The organism is Protofrankia sp. BMG5.30 (genome assembly GCF_001983005.1).
In the GTDB taxonomy this organism is placed as follows: Bacteria; Actinomycetota; Actinomycetes; order Frankiales; family Frankiaceae; genus Protofrankia; species Protofrankia coriariae.
In genome coordinates this window covers 37,289-56,600 of the sequence record NZ_MOME01000045.1, presented here as the reverse complement: position 1 = coordinate 56,600, position 19,312 = coordinate 37,289, and the positions used below count along the sequence as shown (strand labels likewise).

Genomic DNA, 19,312 nt, shown 5'->3' with positions numbered 1-19,312 from the left:
TTCGCGTCCGCGACCAAAGCCGCCGCAGCGGCCTGCTCCGGCGACAGCTGCCGCCCCGATTCACGATCTTGCTTGCGAGGGGTCATATCACCCGATGTCATCACTCACAGTGCCCATCCCGCCGGACCCCGAGGGCCCGGCGTGTCGGGCCGGAAACACCGATCTTGAAACAGTCCCGTAGGTGGAAACCGTCGTGCTGGTGGCGGTTTCCACCTACAGGTCAGGACGCGGGTCGTCAGGGAGCGTGGGGAGTGAGGAAGCGGGTTGCCGGGCTGTGTGGGGTGGCCCCGGCTCGTGGGACGGCGGGATCGTGAGAGCTGGGTCGTGGGGTGGCCGGGCCGTGAGGCGGTCAGCGGCAGAGGGCTGGACGGCGGGCAGCCGGTTGCGGGGCGGGGGCGGGTCAGTACCTCGGATGCCTTCGGCATCACCCCGAATAGGGATAAGCCGGGCGGCTCATGTGTCAGGTAGCCGGCTTCTCGGCGTGGCCGCCGAACTGCTTGCGCATCGCGGAGAGCAGTTTGTCGGCGAACAGGGCCTCGCCGCGTGAGCTGAACCGCTCGTACAGCGAGGCGGTGAGGACGTGGGCGGGGACGCCCTCCTCCACCGCGGCCAGCACCGTCCAGCGGCCCTCACCCGAGTCGGAGACCCGGCCGCTGAACGACTCGAGCTTCGGGTCCTCGACGAGCGCGGCCGCGGTCAGGTCCAGCAGCCAGGAGCTGACCACGCTGCCGCGGCGCCACACCTCGGCCACCGCGGCGGTGTCGATGTCGTACTGGTAGTACTCCGGATGAGCTAGCGGGGTGGTCTCGGCGTCGTGCTCGCCGGTGTGGTCCCGGCCGATGCCGGCCTTCTCCAGGATGGCCATGCCCTCGGCGAAGGCGGCCATCATGCCGTACTCGATACCGTTGTGGACCATCTTGACGAAGTGCCCGGCGCCGTTCGGCCCGCAGTGCAGGTAGCCCTTTTCCGCTCTGCTCGGCTCGCCGACCCGTCCTGGCGTGCGCGGTGCCTGGTCGAACCCGGGGGCGATCGCGGCGAAGATCGGGTCGAGGTGCGACACCACCTCGTTCTCGCCGCCGATCATGAGACAGAATCCGCGTTCGAGCCCGAAGACCCCACCGGACGTGCCGACGTCGACGTAGTGGATGCCCCGGCCGGCGAGTTCCTTCGCCCGGTCGACGTCGTCACGGTAGTAGGAGTTCCCCCCGTCGATGATGATGTCACCGGCGGTGAAGTGCTCGGCGAGTGCGAACACGCTCTGCCCGGTGATCCCGGCGGGGACCATCACCCAGGCGGCGCGGGGGGTGGAGAGCTTCGCCGCGAACTCGGCCAGCGTGGTGGCCCCGGTGGCGCCCTCGGCCTCCAGTTGCCGGATCGCGTCGGCGTTGACGTCGTAGACGACGCAGTCGTGGCCGTGGCGTATCAGCCGGCGCACGAGGTTGGCGCCCATCCGGCCAAGGCCGATCATCCCGAGCTGCACGAGGTCTCCTGTTGGTTGGTTGTCGGTCCGGGGGCGGCAACAGCATGATCATTTTTTGCGCCGTCGGAGATCCGGATCCCCAGGTCCCAGAGCTGACGGTGATATGATCATGTTGTGCTGCCCGAGCATCCCGCCGGATGGGCGAAGCCGGTCCGACGGGTCCGGGCGGGCGGCAAGCCCCCGGCTCACTGGCACGGTGCCGTTGGAGGCCAACGAGCCCTTGGCTATTGTCTCCCGGCATCGGGCCCGCCACCGCGTGACCGGTCACCGACTCGATGATCGTTGTGCCACACACGGATGCGCGTTGCGTCGCCCATGATTCCGATCAGACCGCTACCAACAGAAGTGAATTCTGCGCGTCAAGTAGTCGCGCAGCGTCGGACAGGACCGCGAAGGCCTGGTGCCGGAGAAACCCGACGCCCGCGGGAGCCTGTCGAAGGGGTGAGAGCCGGCGAAGGCCTTGGCGGCAGGAAACCAGGAGCCCGTTGCCGTTGCGGTGCCGTCGAAGCACGGTGCCGTCGAAGTGCGGGGCTGCCGAGGTACAGGCCACGAGGAAGCACGAGGAATGCTGCGCGGCCGAGTTCCGCCGCGAAGGCCGCGGTGGCCGGGAGCCCGAGCCGGCGAACGTCCCGTCGCGGGCTCGGGCTCCCGGCCGCTCGGGCGGCTCAGGCGGATGTGGCGGCCAGCGTGTCCTGGCCCGCGGCCGCGTACTTCTCCTCGTACCTGCGGGCGAGGCCGTCGAGGGCGGTGAGATAGTGCCCGACGTTCTCGCGGGCCTGCTCGGCCGGCGCGTCCAGGCCGGTCAGCTCGAAGAACCTCCAGTGCCGCAGCAGCGGCGTGACCACGTCGTCGTGGTGGTTGCGGAGGTTGTAGATGCCGGCCTTGGCGATCCGCTTCGCCTTGGTCTCGAAGTTCTCGATGCCGGTCCCGGGCATCTGGAACGTCATCAGTTCCTCGGCGATGGCCTGCACCGTCTCGGACGGGGTGATCTCCAGTGCGGCGCTGACCAGGTTGCGGTAGAAGATCATGTGCAGGTTCTCGTCCGCGGCGACCCGGGTGAGGAGCTTCTCGGCGATCGGGTCCTGGGTGAACCGCCCGGTGTTGCGGTGGCTGATCCGGGTGGCGAGTTCCTGGAACGACACGTAGGCGATGGTGCGCAGCGGCGTCTTGTCACCGCTGTCGAACCCCTTCTGCATCTGGTGCATGCGGCCACGCTCGAGRCCGACCGGGTCGACGCCGCGGGTGACCATCAGGTAGTCCCGCATCACGATGCTGTGCCGGCCCTCCTCGGCCGTCCAGCGGTGCACCCAGGCGCCCCACGCGCTGTCCCGGCCGAAGATCGTGGYGATCTCACGGTGGTAGCTGGGGAGGTTGTCCTCGGTGAGCAGGTTGACCTCGAAGGCGATCTGGGCCACGTCGGACAGCCTGGACTGCTCCGGATCCCACGGCAGGGTGTCGAAGTCGCGGCCCTGGCTCCACGGGACGTACTCGTGCGGCATCCACTCGGTGGCGAGGTCGAGATGGCGGTTGAGGTTGGCCGCGGCGACGGGCTCAAGCTCGTGCAACAGGTTGATGTCCGGGGTGGATGTCATGCCTGTCACCCTGGCAGGCCAACTGTGTGCCGGACTACGTCCGGCAGGTGTGGACTCCAGCCTCGTGTTCTGTTCTCCGAGAACAGGACCGGGAGCCTCCGGCGGGCATACGGCAGGAAGTTGGAAGAACGTGCGGGACGACCGGCTACCGGTGCGCGGGGCGGTCGGGCTGTCAGGAGGCCGCGCGGGACGGGGCGCGGGGTCATGCGAGACGCGGCGGAGCGGCCTGCGGCAGTGGGCTCAGGGCAGGGTGAGGCTCAGGACAGGGTGGGGGATGACGGGCCGGCCGGGCCGAGYGCGTCGCGGACGTGGTCGACCAGGCCGGCCGTCTGCGCGGTCGCCCCGGCCTGTTCGAGCTCCTGGCACAGGCGGGCGATGTCCCGGCGTGTCATGCCGGAGTCGATCATCGTGGCGCAGGAGACGGCCTGGTGACCCAGGGCGACGGCCCGGTCGGCGTCGCCGGTGCGGATGTTGGCGATCCCCAGCCTGGTGAGGAACTCGACGCGGTCGCGGGGGACCTCCTCGTCGAGCTCGTCGAGATCGTCGAGGGCGGCCTCGAAGTGCGGTATGGCCGCCTCGGGGCTGCCGCCGGACAGCAGTGCCTCCCCGGCCGAGAACGCGACGTCCTTGCGGCGGGCCCAGTACATGTAGGGCGGGCTGTCCTCGGGACGGACCTTGTCGATCAACGTGTAGGCGAGTTCGGTCTCGGCGGCGGCGTCCTCGCTGCTGCCCGCGCGGCTGTGCGCGACGGCCAGGTCGGCCGCGATCACGGCCCGCTCGATCGCGCTGAGCAGGTAGCGTGCCCCGGCCTGGGCGCRGTGCAGCAGGCTGACCGCGTCCGCGGGCTGCCCGTACCAGGTGACCTGCTCGGCCATGCAGCGCAGGATGTTGGCGCCGAGAGCGGGCGCGTTCGCCTCGTGGGCGGCGCGCAGCGCGATCAGCCAGCAACGCTGGGCCGTGCCGTACTGGCCGATGTCGTACATCGCCCACCCGGCCAGCCGGGCCAGCTCCGCCGCGACCGCGTAGAGCCGGGCCTGGTGGGCGTCGCTGTGGGTACCGACCCGCAGCAGGCGGACGGTGATCGAAAGTTCGGTGCGGGACAGGGCGTACACGTCGTTGCCGCCGAGGACGTCGCTCATCCGCCGCAGGGCGTCGACCCGGTCCTCGAAACCGCACACGAGCGGGTCGTCGACGAGTTGGCCGGTGGGCACGATGCCCTCGTGGTGCGTGCGTGCCGCCAGCCACCGTTGCGCGGCGGAGTCCAGGGACGGCCCGGAGACGGGCAGGAAGCGGTGGGGGCGCCTGGCACGGGTCATCGCCACGAGTTCGCGGGTGAGCCCGTCGTGCGTCCACAGCAGGTCCAGGCCGGTGTTCGCGGGTGCGATCTGCTCGTGGACCGGCTGGCCGGCGGGCTGGTGGCTGACCGGCCGGTGATCAGACTGCCGGTGATCAGACTGCCGGTGGCCGGCGGTGTCGGGGTGGCCGGCGTTGTTCCGGGCGTCGACGGGGTTCCGGGTACGGCCGGCAGTTTCAGGCCGTCGGCGGAGTCCGTCCGGATCCCATCCTGGGTGTGCCTGCGTTGTCACGGCGGGTCTCTCCCGTCTCCGTACGGAACTACTGTCAATCGTAGCCGTGCGAATACAGCGTCCCTTTACGGGGTTGCTGCCCTTCTCCGGGGGGAGCGGGTTTCAGATCTTCGCGTCCGATCCGTTGATCGGACGAAAGATCCGGAACGGCTCCGGGAATCCTGCGGCTCGTTCTGGTCGGCGTGGGATCGGGATGTTGGTCGGCCTGGCGAATCCAGGGTCGCGCACCTACCCCGTGCCGGGCAATCCCGGGGGCTGTGTTATAGGCGGCCACTGGACGGTGTGCGGGCCCGGCGGTGGCCAGGCTGTTCGCCCGCCCGTTGGCCGGGGGCAAGAGCGTACGGATATAGGCGGACCTCCAGAACGAACAGACGCCACGAGCCGATCCGGTGTTCTGCGAGCACAGGGTCCCACTACCCATGGAACCTACCACTTATGCCACGTATGACCAGTGGGCATCCCCACTGGGAGGCGTCACCCGGTGGTGGTGTGGTTACATGTTACGCCCAGTTCGTCCGGGCGAAATCATTTTTTCAGCTTCCGGCCGGCGTCGTCGATTCTTCTCAAAGAATGATTCCGCAGCCGTTCGGTCCTGTTTCTGAGTACGGTTTTTGCGATGTTTTTCGTTTGTTTTTATTCTGTCGACACCGTGTCAGATCACCCCTCCGACCTGCGCGAACAGCACGGAGTAATGCTCTGATATCTGTTGGTAGTCGCAGTGTCGTGCGGTTGACAGCAAGTCGCGAACGTCATTTCTGAGATGTTTCCCAGACGTTTCGCATGCGATTTTCCGGATGGCCTGTGCACCTCATTGGTGCCTCATCCGTACCGCATCGGCGCTCTTGCCCCACCTGGCCCCCACCCGGGCCCCCACCCGGGCCCCCACCCGGGCCCCCACCCGGGCCCCCACCCGGGCCCGTGCCCGGGCTCCGGCCGGCTCGTGGCGGGTCACAGGCCCGGCCGAGGGCCGGTTCGGACCGCCCGAGCAGGGAGCACGGCGGAGAAGGACGAGCGTCAGGAGCGCGCCGGCTCGGACCGCCCGAGCAGGGAGCGCCCGCCGGTCCGGACGTCCGGCGCGCCCAGACGGGCCGCGTCGGCGGTCTGGTCGTCGGCCTGCTGCTGGGACTCCCGCTCGGCCGCCACCCGCGCCTGGTAGTGCCCGATCTCGACGTCGATGGTCTGCCGGTCCCAACCCAGCTCGGGCGCGACGAGTTCGGCGACGTCCGCGGCGGCCTCCAACCCGCGGTCCCAGGTCTCGATCGAGATCCGGGTGCGGCGGGTGAGCACGTCGTCGAGGTGCAGCGCCCCCTCGTGGGAGGCGGCGTACACGGCCTCCGCCGCCAGGTAGGTGTCGGCCCCGCGCACCGGTCGGGCGAGCTCGGGCCGCTGCCGGACGAGCGCCAGGACCTCCTGGGTGAGGGTGCCGTAGCGGGTCAACAGGTGCTCGACCCGGGCCACGTGGATCCCCGCGGAGCGAGCCAGCGCCTCCCGCGCGTTCCACAGCGCCGGGTAGCCGTCGGCGCCGAGCAGGGGAACCCGGTCGGTGCAGGAGGGCGGCACGCTGCGGTTCAGCCCGTGTGCCACCGCGTCGACCGCGTCCCGGGCCATCACCCGGTACGTGGTGTACTTCCCGCCGGCGACCATGGTCAGGCCGGGCAGCGGTGAGACCACCGCGTGCTCCCGGGACAGCTGGGAGGAGTCCTCCGACTCGCCGGACAGCAGCGGCCGCAGCCCCGCATAGACACCGGTGATGTCGTCGGTGGTCAGCGGCGTGCGCAGCACCCGGTTGACGTGGGTGAGCAGGTAGTCGATGTCGGCGCTGCTGGCCGCCGGGTGGGCGAGGTCGAGGTTCCAGTCCGTGTCGGTCGTCCCGACGATCCAGTGGCTGCCCCAGGGGATCACGAACAGCACGCTGCTCTCGGTGCGCAGGATCAGCCCGGTGGTGGCGTGGATCCGGTCCCGGGGCACCAGCAGGTGGATGCCCTTGGAGGGCCGCACCGACAGCTGGCCGCGCCCGCCGGCCATCGCCTGGATGTCGTCGGTCCACACCCCCGCGGCGTTGATGGTCTGCCGGGCGCGGACGTCGATCTGGCCGCCGCCCTCGAGGTCGTGGACCCGCACCCCGGCGACCCGGTCGCCCTCGCGCAGCAGGCCCGTCACCCGGGCGCTGGTGGCGATCAGTGCACCGTAGTGGGCGGCGGTCCGGGCGACGAACATCGTGTGCCGGGCGTCGTCGACCTGGGCGTCCCAGTACTGGATCGCGCCCACCAGGGCGTCCGGGCGCAGCGCGGGGACGGCGCGCAGCGCCGCCCGCCTGGTCAGGTGGCGATGGCGCGGCACCGCCCGGCGGGCACCGCCGAGGGTGTCGTAGAGCACCATCCCGGTGCCGACGTAGGCGCGTTCCCATCCCCGGTGGGTCAGCGGGAACAGGAACGGGACCGGGCGGACGAGGTGCGGGCAGAGCGTGTCCAGCAGCAGCGCCCGCTCCCGCAGCGCCTCACTGACGAGCGCGATGTTGAGCTGTTCGAGGTAGCGCAGACCGCCGTGGATCAGCTTGCTGGACCGGCTGGACGTGCCGGACGCGAGGTCGCGCGCCTCGACCAGCGCCACGGACAGCCCACGGGTGACCGCGTCGAGCGCGACACCGGCGCCGGTGACGCCACCGCCGATGACGACGACGTCGACGACGTCGGATTCCATCTGGAGCAGGGCGTCACCACGGGTGGTGGGATTCAGCCGTGCCGGAGCGATCATCGTGTTCCCCGTCCCCGGAGCGTGGCGGCCAGAGCTGGCGCGGACAGGTCACATCGTGCCTGCCGTGGACGAGGCCCGCATGGTAGCTTGCTCACAGTGATCATTTTCATACGGTAATCGATTGCCTGCGCTCACGGGCCGGCGCCGTGGTCCACGCCACCGGTACTGACGCTGACCTGGACCACCTACTGTCTACTGTGTTCTTCCTACCGTGTTCTTCGCCCGGTGTCCGCCGCCGACGGCTCCCCCTGTCGGCTTCCGCGCCTCGTGGGAGGCCGTCCGATGGACCTCAGCTTCACCCCCGACGAGGAGCGCTTCCGCGCCCAGCTGCGGGCCTGGCTCGCCGACAACGTCCCGCCGCCGTGGCGGTCGCCGTCGTTCTGGGCCAGCCTCCCGGAGGCCGACGCGTTCGAGCTGCGCAGGGACTGGGAGCGGCTGCGCCACCGCGCCGGCTTCGCCGGCATCTCCCTGCCGCGGGAGTACGGCGGCCGCGGCGGGACGCCGGGCATGCAGGCGATCCACGACGAGGAGAGCGCGCGGGCCCGGGCGCCCCACTCGGTCAACCAGATCGGCCTGACCTTCCTGGTGCCCACCGTCATGGCGGTCGGGACCGACGAGCAGAAGCGGGAGATCATCCCGCCGCTGCTGCGCAACGACGTCATCTGGTGCCAGGGCTTCTCCGAGCCCGGCGCGGGCTCGGACCTCGCGGCCCTGCGCACCACCGGCGTGCGCGACGGCGACGAGTTCGTCGTCACCGGCCAGAAGGTCTGGACGACCAACGCCGCGCACGGGGACAGGATCTTCATGCTCGTCCGCACCGAACCCGGGTCGCAGCGGCACCACGGCCTGTCCATGCTGCTCGTCGACATGCGCCAGGACGGGGTCGAGGCCCGGCCGCTGCGCCAGATGAGCGGGGTGAGCGAGTTCGGCGAAGTCTTCTTCACCGACGTCCGGGTGAAGGTGACCGACTGCCTCGGCGGGGTCGGCAACGGCTGGGCCACGGCGATGCTGCTGCTGTCGTTCGAGCGCGGCGCCTCCGGCCTGGCCCAGTACACCGCCTTCCGCCGCCAGTTCGACGAGATCGTGGCGGCGGCTCCCCCCGGCCGGCTCGACGACCCGGTCCTGCGCCAGCGGCTGGCCCAGCGGATCGTCGACCTCGAGTGCCTGCGCTACCACGCCATGCACGTGCTCACCCAGGTCGAGCAGGGGGAGGAGCTCGGCGCCGGGTCGTCGTTGACCAAGCTCCAGTGGTCGCAGACGCACCAGCAGCTGTGGGAGACCTTCGACGACCTGCTCGGYCCGGAGGCCACCCTGGCCCGGCCGGATCCCGACACGGACCTGCGCGCCATGCACCGCGAGGCGATGTGGTCACGTTCGGTCACCATCTGGGGTGGATCGTCCCAGGTGCAGCGCAACATCGTCGCCGAGCGTGTCCTCGGCCTGCCCCGATAGCGTCCCGGGCATGTACTTCGCGCTGACCGAGGAGCAACGGGCGCTCGGCGACACCGTCCGCGACTACCTGGCGGACAGGTTCGACCTGACGGCCGTCCGGGCGGTCTTCGAGGACACCGGCGGCGACGGCCATCCCGCCGAACTGTGGAAGACCGCCGGGGAGCAGGGCTGGCTGGCCGTGCTCGTCCCGCCGGAGCACGACGGGCTCGGCCTCGGCCTGGTGGACGCCCAGGTGGTCGCCCGGGCCTTCGGCGTGGGCGTCGTCCCCGGGCCGTGGCTGCCCACCGTGCTCGCCGGGGAGGCCGTCCGCCTCGCCGGCTCGCCGGAGCAGCGGCGCGCCCTGCTGCCCCGGATCGCCACCGGCGACCTGGTGGCCACGGTGGCGCTGCGTGGCCCCGCCGGCCGATACGACCCGACGGGTGTGCGGGTCACCGCCGACGCGGCGGGCCGGCTCACCGGAACCGCGCTGCCCGTCGAATACGCCGAGGTCGCGCGGACCGTCGTCGTGGCCGCCACCGAGACGTCCGGGCAGACCGGGCTGTACCTGGTGGATCCGCGTTCGCCCGGCGTCACCGTCGACGGGCTGGACAGTTACGACGGCACCGTGCGCACGGCGTCGCTGGCTCTCGACGGGGCGGACGCGCGGCGGCTGCCCGGGTCGTCGGCCGCCGTCCTCACCGAACTGCTGGACCGGGCCGCCGTGCTCACCGCGGCCGACCTGGTCGGCCTCGCCCGTCAGGCGCTCGGGCGCACCGTCGCCTACGACCGTGACCGGGTGCAGTTCGGCCGGCCGGTCGGCTCCTTCCAGGCGCTCAAGCACCATCTCGCCGACCTGCACGTGGCCGTGACCATGGCCGAGCACGCGGTGCTGTACGCGGCGCACGCGCTCGACGTCGGGCTCGCCGACCGCCGGCTCGCGGCCGCCGTGGCCAAGAGCAAGGCCGGTGACGCCGCCCGGGAGGTGACCGGGACGATGATCCAGTATCACGGCGGGATCGGCTACACCTGGGAGCACGAGGCCCACTTCTTCTACAAGCGGGCCAAACGCGAGATCTACAGCTACGGCGACCCGGACCACCACCGCGAGCGCATCGCCGCCCTCACCCTCGGGACGCCATCCGCACCGGCCTAGCCCCGTTCTCCGCACATGCCGCATCGCCGCTGGTCAGAGCGTTGCGCGGGTCGCTACTCTCGGCGATCACCGCAGGTCGGCGCGAGTGATGCGCGGAAGGCGGGCCTAGCCTCCGCCGGCTGTGCCGTCCGTACCGGCTTCGTGATCACGCAGCGCCGGGCCGCGCGTCGAACCGCGCCGGTGCGGGGACGGGCGGCTGCCACGGCTGCCGCGGCGGCCGTTTCATGATCTATGCGACTTTGTCGTTCTGTACGCTTTCAGGTCCTCTGGGCGTACAGAACGACAAACTACTGGCGATCTTCGCCGACGGTCGATGATCGTTGATGTTGTTCGGTGTCGGTGTCGGTGTCGGTGTCGGTGCGGTCCGGCGTGTCAGGTGTCGATCGCGGTGAGGGTCTGGCGGACGAGGGCCTCGGCGGTGGGGAGCGCGGCCTGGCGGTCGGCTGGTACGAGGCCGATGCGGGTGCGGCGGTCGAGCAGGTCGTCGGCGTCCAGGGCGCCCTCGTGGCGCAGGGCGAACAGCAGTTCGGCGCCGGTCACCTCGACGCCGGCACACAGCGGCGCGAGCAGCCCGGGGTCGCCGCGGGCGCCCGCGACCACCGCGGGCGCCTCGGCGCCGTAGCGGGCGACGAGCCTGGGCGGGGCGGCCACGGTGGCGAGCTGTGACCAGCTGGCCGCGCCGACCAGCGGCAGGTAGCGGGTACGGCACGGCCCGGCGTCCAGCTCGCCGGCGCGGACGAGCGTGTCCACGGTGTCGGCGGCCATCCGGCGGTAGGTGGTGAGCTTGCCCCCGACGACGGTGACCATGCCGTCGGACGAGGTGATCACCGCGTGCCGCCGGGACAGGTCCGCGGTGCGCCCGGCCGCGCCCGCCAGCAGCGGCCGCAGCCCCGCGAAGGCGCCCAGGACGTCGGCCCGGCCGACCGGCACCGTGAGCACGCTCGACAGCACGCCGAGCAGGAAGTCCAGCTCGGCGGCGGTCGGCACCGGCACGTCGACGACCGTGTCGACCGGCTCGTCGGTGATCCCGACGTAGACGTGGCCGCCCGGCTGGGGCAGCGCGAACACGTACCGGTTGCGCTCACCGGGCACCGGGATGATGATCGCCGTCCGCAGGCCGTCCAGGGCGCTGCCCGCCACCACGAGGTGGGTGCCGCGGCTGGGGCGCAGCCGCGCGTCGGCGCACAGGTCGCCGGCCCACACGCCGGTGGCGTTCACCACGCTGCGCGATCTCAGTATCACCGGCGAGTTGTTCACGGTGTCGACGGCGGTGGCGCCGCTGCCGTCGGCCTCCCGTACCCGGCAGCGGGTGATGACGCGCGCGCCGTGCCGGGCCGCGGTCCGGGCGATCGCCACGACCAGCCGCGCGTCGTCGACGAGCTGGCCGTCCCAGGTCAGCAGCCCGCCGCGCAGTCCGGGGGCACGCAGGGCCGGCACCATGTGCCGGGCCTCGACGGCGGTCAGCCGCCGTGGCCCGGGCAGCACCGTCCGCGGGGTGCCGGCGGCGCGGCGGAGGATGTCGGCGACACGCAGCCCGGCGCCGGCGGCAAGGGCCGTGGCGGTGGGGAAGCCGTCGGCCAGCGGGAGCAGCATCGGCAGCTGCCGGACCAGGTGGGGCGCGGTGGTGCCCAGCAGGACGGCCCGCTCCCGGGCGCTTTCGTACGCCAGCGCGAGGTCGCCGCCGGCCAGGTAGCGCAGCCCGCCGTGGACGAGCTTGGAGCTCCACCGGCTGGTGCCGAAGGCCAGGTCGTGGGCTTCCACCAGGGCCACGGACAGCCCGCGGCTGGCCGCGTCCAGCGCCACCCCGGCGCCGGTCACCCCGCCACCGATCACCAGTACGTCGACCACGGTGCCGTCGGCGAGCTCGGCGAGGTCCCGCTCGCGCTGCCGCCTGTTCAGCGACGCCATCGGGGATGCCTGGCGGGCGGCCGGCCGACGTGACGCGGTGGTCTGACGTGACTCTGACGTGACGCGGGGGTCTGACGTGACGCGGGGGTCTGACGTGATGCGGTGGTCTGGTGTGATGCGGTGGCCTGGTACGACGGTGAGGAGGGCCCGCCTGGCGCCGCCGTCCGGCCGGCGGCGGATCGTCGGCGGGGTGGCGCGTCCAGCGTGTCACGGTGGTTGTCACGATGGCGCTGTGACGACATCTGTCACAGTGTATGTGGTGACAGCTTCGACAACGAACCGTAGCGGGACGGTCTGGTGGGGCTGGGGCGCCTCCGACGCGCACACCCCCCTGGCCGAGGACATCCGTTCCCTGCTGGAGGCGGCTTTCGCGGTCGCCCGCCAGGACACTCCACCGGTAGGGCTGGACGAGCTGCGCCTGCCGGCGTCGTCACTGTCCGTCGAAGCGAGTGAGGCGCTGGCTGGCGTGGTCGGGCCGGCGTGGGTACGGGTGGACGCCGGCAGCCGCGTCCGGCACTGCCGGGGCCGGTCCACCGCCGACCTGCTGCGCCTGCGGGCCGGCGACGCCCTCGACGCCCCCGACGCCGTCGTCCTGCCGGCGGGCCACGACGAGGTGCTCGCCGTGCTGCGGGTGTGCGCCCGGCTGCGGCTGGCGGTGGTGCCCTTCGGCGGCGGGACGTCGGTGGTCGGCGGCCTGGCCCCGGCAAGGGACGGGTTCGCCGGCGTCGTCGCGCTCGACCTGGCGCGGCTGGACCGGCTCACGGCCGTCGACGCTGAGTCACAGGTCGTCACCTGTGAGCCTGGTCTGCGCGGCCCGGCCCTGGAGGCCGCCCTTGCCGCACACGGCTTCACCCTTGGTCACCGTCCACAGTCGTGGGAGTACGCCAGCGTCGGCGGGTTTGCCGCGACCCGCTCCAGCGGCCAGGCGTCCGCGGGCTATGGCCGCTTCGACAGCCTGGTCGTCGGCCTGCGGATCGCCACCCCGGCCGGCACCTGGGAGCTCGGCCGCGCCCCGGCGTCCGCGGCCGGGCCCGACCTGCGACAGCTCGCGCTCGGCTCCGAAGGGGCCTTCGGGGTGATCACGCAGCTACGGCTGCGGGTCCGGCCGCTGCCCGCGGCGACCCACTACGAGGGCTGGCGGCTGGCTGGCTTTGCCGCGGGGACGGCGGCGCTGCGCGAACTGGCGCAGCGGGACCTGCTTCCCACGGTCGCGCGCCTGTCGGACGAGACCGAGACGGCCGCCGGGCTCGCCGGCGGTGGCATCGGCGCCGACGCGGGCGGCTGCCGCCTGATCGCCGGCTACGAGGGCGAGGCCGACTGGGTCGCCGCACGCCGGGCCGCGGTCGCCGAGGTGCTGGGCGCGGCCGGCGGGGTCCCGCTGGGAGCCGAGGCCGGCACGCAGTGGGTGCGCGGCCGCTTCCACGGCCCGTATCTGCGGGACGCCCTGCTGGACGCCGGCATGTTCGCCGAGACACTGGAGACGGCCGGGTTCTGGTCGGCCCTGCCGGGCCTTTACACCCGGGTACGCGACACCCTCGTCGCCGCCCTGACCGCGGAACAAGCCGTGGGCCAGGCTGCGGACCAGGCGGTGCGACAGGCCGCCGGCCCGCCCGCGGGGGCGACCGCCGGGCCGGCTGGCGAGGCAGCTGCCGGACCGGCCGGCGCGGGGGCGGGCGAGGCCGCCGCCGGGGGAGCGCCCGGCCTGATCATGTGCCATGTCTCACACGTCTACCCGACCGGTGCCTCGCTGTACTTCACCGTCGTGTGCCCAGGCCGTGACGACCCGGTGGCACGGTGGCGCAGGGTGAAGGCCGCCGCCTCGCGCGCGATCGTCGAGACCGGCGGGACGATCACCCACCATCACGCCGTCGGCGTCGACCACCAGCCCTGGCTCACCGCGGAGATCGGTGATCTCGGGGTGGCGGTGCTGCGCGCGGTGAAGCACACCCTCGACCCGGACGGCATCCTCAACCCTGGCGTCCTCGTCCCCCGGGCCACCTGAGCGGCCGGCCCGGCGGGGTCGCCACGGACCCGGTACGCGGCCCCTGGGCCGCTGCCGACCCGAGGGCGGGATCATCACCGGTCCGGCCCCGGTGGCCTGCGGCCCCTGGGCCGCTGCCGACCGCAAGCCCTCCGGGCCGCCGCAGGCACCGCTACGGACATGCGGCCCGCTGGGCCGTTATGAGCTCACGGCCCGCTGGGCCACTATGGGCGCATGCAGCAGGAGCGCGCCGACCCGCGCCGGGAGCGGGCGCTTGTCGTTGTCGGGCCGGGGCAGGCGTTCGGCGTCCAACTTCTGCGCCGGTTCGCCCGGGAGGGCTTCGGGCTCGGGGTGATCGCCCGGTCGGCCGACACGGTCCACCGGGTGACGGCCGACCTCGCCCGGGATCAGATCACCGTCAGTGGTGAGGTCGCGGACGTCACCGCGCCGGGGGCGGTGGCCACGGCGCTGGACAAGCTCGCCGACGAGCTCGGTGGCCTGACCGCCGTGGTCTACAACGCCAAGCTGAGCATCCGGGGCACCGCGCTGTCGGTGTCGGCGGACACGGTCAACCAGACCCTCGCGGTCAACGTCACCGGGGCGCTGACCGTCGTCCAGGCCGCGGTGGCGCTGCTGGCCGAGCGTCCCGGAGCGTGTGTGCTGCTGACCGCGGCCGGGCCGAGAACCGAGCCGGCCGCCGGCCGGTTCGCCCTCGCGATCGGCAAGGCCGGGCTGCTCGCGCTCGGGACGTCGTTGGCGCCGGTGCTGCGTACCCGCGGTATCCGGCTGCGGACCGTGGTGCTCGACGCCCGGGTGGCCCCCGACGGCCGGCTCTCCGCGGACGCGGTGGCCGAGCACTTCTGGAACGCCTACACCGCTGCCCGCGGATCGGTCTTCCGGCTGGGCCCGCCCAGCGTCACCGAGCGGGCGCCGCACCTGTTCGGGGACGGGCATTTCCCCGGATGATCTGACCCATGTCGTGCCAGGATCCGCCATCCATGCGACCATCCTGACCGTGAGCACTGGACACGACAACGACCCGGACGTGGGTAGCGACCCCGAGGAATCGACCCGGCGCCTCCCACCGTCCGCCGCCGCTGCCGGTGCCCAGACGCAGCGGGCCCGCGTCGGCCCGGTCGATCCGCCGCCGCCCGCCGACTCGTTCCGTCCGGCTCCCCAGCCCGGGTGGTCCGGGCCGGGCGCGCCACCCGGTTCGCCGGCGCAGCCGGGCCCGTCGGCGGCACCGGCACAGTCAGCCGCACCGATACCGCCGACCAGCGCGTTCCCGCCGCCCGAGGGCTCGCCGTATGGGAGCCCGCCGTACACGGGGGCGCAGTATGGAGGTCCACCGTATGGAGGCCAGCCCCCGCTCGCGCCCACCGATGTGACGCCGGGCCCGGTAGCCCGTCGCCGGCGGCGGAGATGGCCGATCGTCACGCTGGTCGTGTTGATCATCCTGCTGGTCGTGGCCGACCGCGCGGCGGTGCCGATCGCCGAGAGCCAGATGAAGGCGAAGGCGGAGGCGTCCGTGGCGCAGAGCAGCACCGACCCCGGGGTCAGACCGGCCAGGGTCACCGACGTCTCGATCGGCGGCTTCCCCTTCCTCACCCAGGTCCTCTTCGGCAAGTACGACGACCTGCGGGCGACGGTCACCGACATTCCCACGCCCGGCCCGCGGATCACCGAGGTGAAGGCCAGGCTGCAGGGCGTCCACGTGCCGTTCTGGGACGCCATTCGTGACCAGGTCAAGGACGTGCCGGTCGACAAGGTGACCGCGGACGTGCAGATCACCTATGATGATCTCAATGCCTATCTGGCAACGCAGAACGTGAAGATCACCCCGGTCGACGACGGCCGGGAGGTGCGCATATCCGGCGAGATCGACACCGGGCTCCTCGGTACCCAGGAGCTGAGCGGGACGACCCGTTTCGGGGTCCAGGACAACACGCTGACCCTGATACCCACMGAGATCCTCGGTTTCCGGCTGCCGGGTGTCGCGCTGCCGGGGATCCCGCTGCCGATCAGCAACCTGCCGTTCAACCTGCAGATCGAGAAGGCTGCCACCGGCAAGAACGGTATCTCGGTCACCGCGACGGCGACAAACGTGGTCCTTCCCGCGGAACCCACATCAGCGTCATAACGGACGGCATTTTCATAACGGATGTCGCCCGCGTAGCGGACCGAGTCCTCATAACGGATGGTATTCGCCGTGGCGGATCATGGCGTAACCCGCCGCCGGCCTGGTAGCGTCCCGCGCGGCGGCCGGCCCGGGGCCGGGTCCGTCGGACCGGCACAGCTGAAGGCGGCCGGAAGCTGGAAGAATCTGGTGGCCGATGTCCGTGCCCGGCTGCCGGATCCGCTGTCGGCCGCCGGCTGCGCTGGCTCGTCGTGATCCTTCGCTGTACGTTCGGTCACGGATTTTGGTCGCCATCCACCTACTCTCGGTAGCTAAGAGTATGTGACCCGCTGGTGGCACGCGAAAAGAAAGATCTTTTTCTTTGATCCTCTGTCGCGACGTCGAATCGACGACAGTTGACGGACGTKGGATAGCCCGCGCGTCATCCTCGGCCGGTACTGGATATCGTCACACCGGCAGCCGGCCGTCTACGGACATGACTGGCCACACGCAGTCTGCTCCTCTGCGTCCAGTCCGTGGTGATTGGCACACCCATCGTCGATCGAGGTAGGTGGGCGGCGCTACGATCCGACGACCAGCAAGATCGGAAGATTCATGTCGAAGTCAGTCCGGCGGGACATCCGGCCTGTGTCCCGCCCCAGAGAGCCGATGGCGACGCGAACACGCCTTTCGCGTRCTGCCGGAGGTCACCGTTCCTGGGTCGCCGAAGGGGGAAACACGTGCAGACGACCCTGAGAGTCGTCAGCGGTGCCAACGTGGCCACCGTGCCTGCCGGTCAGCCGTTCGTTGTCGGCCGCGCGCGCACGGCCGATTTCGTGATGCCGGACAGCCGGGTCTCCCGCCGGCACCTGCTGATCGAGCCGGTCGGYGCGGGCTGGGCTGTCCGGGACATCAGCTCGAACGGAACCTGGCTCGACGGTCAGCGGGTACAGAGCGTCGACGTCAACGGCGAGGTCCGGTTCCGGCTCGGTACCCCGACCGGGCCGGAGGTCGTCGTCCTGCTGGAGGCTCCCGTCGGCTACGCCGCCCCCCCGCGTTACCAGGACCCGCACTTCGAGATGCCGACGATGCTGCGTGACTCCGCCAGCTACGAGCCCGGCCCGCAGCTGCCCCGGCAGCCGTCGGGCAACCAGGCCGAGACGAGCAGTCACGATCTTGAGCGTGAGCACGAGCGGCAGACCTCCTACCGGCTGCGCCCGGGCCGGATGTCCATCGGCCGTTCCCGGGACAACGACATCGTCGTGGGCGACCTGCTGGCCTCCCGGCGGCACGCCGAGATCTACCTGGGCCCGGACGGGAACGTGGAGATCGCCGACCTCGAGTCGGCCAACGGGACGTTCGTCAACGGCAAGCGCATCATCCGCGAGCCGGTGCCGGAGGGCGCGGTCATCGCTGTCGGCCATCATGTCTTCCAGCTTGTCGAGAACGAGCTGGTCGAGTACATCGACTCCGGGGACGTCAGCTTCGAGGCCGACGGCCTGAACGTGTGGGCCGGCCAGAAGCAGCTCATGCACGACATGACCTTCCGGCTGCCCGGCCGGGCGCTGCTGGCGGTGGTCGGGCCCAGTGGCGCGGGCAAGTCCACCCTGCTCAACGCCCTCACCGGTTTCCGCCCCGCGGACAAGGGCGCCGTGCGTTACGCCGGGCGGGACATGTACTCCGAGTACGACGAGCTGCGCCGCCGCATCGGTTACGTCCCCCAGGAGGACCTGCTCCACACCACGCTCAGCGTCCGCCGTGCCCTGGAGTACGGCGCCGAGCTGCGCTTCCCGCCGGACACCACCAAGCAGGAGCGCGGCGCCCGGGTGGACGAGGTCCTCGCCGAGCTCGGCCTGACCCAGCACGCCGACACCCAGGTGGCCAGGCTCTCCGGCGGCCAGCGCAAGCGCACCAGCGTCGCCCTGGAACTGCTGACCAAGCCCACCCTGCTCTACCTGGACGAGCCCACCTCCGGCCTCGACCCGGGCATGGACAAGAACGTCATGGAGTCGCTGCGCAAGCTGGCCGACGACGGGCGCACGGTCGTCGTGGTCACCCACAGCGTCGCCCAGCTGGATCTCTGCGACTACGTCCTGGTGCTGGCTCCCGGCGGGTACGTCGCCTATTTCGGCCCGCCGCGCGACGCCCTGTCCTTCTTCAACAAGAGGGACTACCCGGATGTCTTCCTGATGCTGGAGGCCACCCCCGGCGCGGAGTCGGCGGCCCGGTTCCGCCAGTCGCGCTACTACGTCCCCGCGTCGGTCACCGCACCGTCGGCCCGCCCGGCACCGGAGGACCTGCCGAGCATCCGCCAGCAGTCGGTGCTCTCCCAGCTCGTCACGTTAAGTCGGCGCACACTCTCCGTTGTCGCGTCCGACAGATCCTACCTCCGGCTGATCATCGCCTTCCCGTTCCTGCTCGGGCTCATCCCACGGGCCATCCCCGGCGGGTTCGGCCTGCCCGAGGACGGCTCACCGAACTCGGACGCCGGCACGATCCTGCTGGTGATGGTGTTGTGCGCCTGTTTCATGGGCATGGCGAACTCCGTCCGGGAGATCGTCAAGGAACGGGCCATCTACCGGCGGGAACGGGCGATCGGGCTGTCCCGGACCGCCTACATCGGCTCGAAGATCCTCGTACTGACCCTGATCACGACGCTGCAGGCGATCCCGTTCACCCTGATCGGCCTGCTCGGCCGGGAGCCCGACGAAGCGGTCGTGCTGGGCAACCCCCTGGTCGAGTGCCTGATCGCGGTGATCGTGGTGTCGCTGTCGTCGGCCATGCTCGGGCTGCTCATCTCCGCCCTGGTCGACAACGCGGACAAGACCATGCCGCTGCTCGTCCTGCTCACCATGGCGCAGCTGGTGTTCAGCGGCGGCATCCTGCCGGTGCACAGCAAGCCCGGTCTGGAGCAGGTCAGCCTGATCGCGCCGGCCCGCTGGGGCTACGCGGCGCTGTCCTCGGTCGGTGACCTCAACCGGATCAGCCTGGCCGGTGAGCTGCGTCCCGACGGCAAGCTGATCAACAGCAAGGTCGTCGACGACCCGTTCTTCGACCACACCGCGCAGGCGTATGCCATCGACATCGCCGGGGGCGTGGCGATCGGCGTGATCTGTGTCATCGTCACCGCCATCCTGATCCGCCGGATGGACCCGAAGACCGCCAAGCGCAAGCCGTCGTCGTCCTGACCGTCCGCCCGTCACCGTCCTGACCGAGGTCCGGGCAGCTTCCAGGCCGGAGCTGCTCGGACCTCGTGCTGTGTACGGGCCGGATCCGCTCCACGCGGCAGGCAGGCCGAAGGACGTGAGCTC

11 protein-coding genes are annotated in these 19,312 nt (G+C 71.5%); 6 read left to right on the top strand and 5 right to left on the bottom strand.

Annotated features, from left to right (window positions below; translation table 11 throughout):
- Window positions 1-460: 460 nt before the first annotated feature.
- The 4 genes from gnd to BL254_RS20810 all read right to left on the bottom strand — a co-directional run bounded on the left by gnd (window position 461) and on the right by BL254_RS20810 (window position 7,412).
- On the bottom strand, window positions 461-1,480 hold the full coding sequence (gene gnd / locus BL254_RS20825) for a phosphogluconate dehydrogenase (NAD(+)-dependent, decarboxylating) (RefSeq protein ID WP_047224733.1): 1,020 nt from the start codon (window positions 1,478-1,480) through the stop codon (window positions 461-463).
- Window positions 1,481-2,145: 665 nt separating this feature from the next.
- On the bottom strand, window positions 2,146-3,072 hold the full coding sequence (locus BL254_RS20820; RefSeq protein ID WP_076844679.1) for an acyl-ACP desaturase: 927 nt from the start codon (window positions 3,070-3,072) through the stop codon (window positions 2,146-2,148).
- 257 nt (window positions 3,073-3,329) lie between these two features.
- The gene (locus tag BL254_RS20815; protein ID WP_076844677.1) at window positions 3,330-4,658 is read right to left on the bottom strand and encodes a hypothetical protein; all 1,329 of its coding nucleotides are present in this window, start codon (window positions 4,656-4,658) and stop codon (window positions 3,330-3,332) included.
- 1,014 nt (window positions 4,659-5,672) lie between these two features.
- Complete coding sequence (locus BL254_RS20810) at window positions 5,673-7,412, bottom strand: glycerol-3-phosphate dehydrogenase/oxidase (RefSeq protein ID WP_047224735.1); 1,740 nt, start codon at window positions 7,410-7,412, stop codon at window positions 5,673-5,675.
- Window positions 7,413-7,694: 282 nt separating this feature from the next.
- Here BL254_RS20810 and BL254_RS20805 point away from each other — a divergent pair, with 282 nt between their 5' ends.
- Window positions 7,695-8,864 carry an acyl-CoA dehydrogenase family protein gene (locus BL254_RS20805; protein ID WP_047224736.1) on the top strand — a complete coding sequence of 390 codons (1,170 nt, stop codon included), beginning with the start codon at window positions 7,695-7,697 and terminating at the stop codon, window positions 8,862-8,864.
- A gap of 10 nt (window positions 8,865-8,874) precedes the next feature.
- On the top strand, window positions 8,875-9,996 hold the full coding sequence (locus BL254_RS20800; RefSeq protein WP_076844688.1) for an acyl-CoA dehydrogenase family protein: 1,122 nt from the start codon (window positions 8,875-8,877) through the stop codon (window positions 9,994-9,996).
- A gap of 372 nt (window positions 9,997-10,368) precedes the next feature.
- Here the strand turns inward: BL254_RS20800 and BL254_RS20795 are convergent, their stop codons facing one another.
- Window positions 10,369-11,904: a glycerol-3-phosphate dehydrogenase/oxidase gene (locus BL254_RS20795; protein WP_047224737.1), complete on the bottom strand. Its 1,536-nt coding sequence runs from the start codon at window positions 11,902-11,904 to the stop codon at window positions 10,369-10,371.
- 250 nt (window positions 11,905-12,154) lie between these two features.
- Here BL254_RS20795 and BL254_RS20790 point away from each other — a divergent pair, with 250 nt between their 5' ends.
- The 4 genes from BL254_RS20790 to BL254_RS20770 all read left to right on the top strand — a co-directional run bounded on the left by BL254_RS20790 (window position 12,155) and on the right by BL254_RS20770 (window position 19,189).
- Complete coding sequence (locus BL254_RS20790; RefSeq protein WP_047224738.1) at window positions 12,155-13,906, top strand: FAD-binding oxidoreductase; 1,752 nt, start codon at window positions 12,155-12,157, stop codon at window positions 13,904-13,906.
- A gap of 213 nt (window positions 13,907-14,119) precedes the next feature.
- Complete coding sequence (locus BL254_RS20785; RefSeq protein WP_047224739.1) at window positions 14,120-14,851, top strand: SDR family oxidoreductase; 732 nt, start codon at window positions 14,120-14,122, stop codon at window positions 14,849-14,851.
- 13 nt (window positions 14,852-14,864) lie between these two features.
- On the top strand, window positions 14,865-16,025 hold the full coding sequence (locus BL254_RS29130; RefSeq protein WP_052914900.1) for a DUF2993 domain-containing protein: 1,161 nt from the start codon (window positions 14,865-14,867) through the stop codon (window positions 16,023-16,025).
- Between the two features lie 716 nt (window positions 16,026-16,741).
- Window positions 16,742-19,189, top strand: coding sequence for an FHA domain-containing protein (locus tag BL254_RS20770; RefSeq protein ID WP_076844674.1), 2,448 nt, complete (start codon window positions 16,742-16,744; stop codon window positions 19,187-19,189).
- Window positions 19,190-19,312 lie beyond the last annotated feature (123 nt).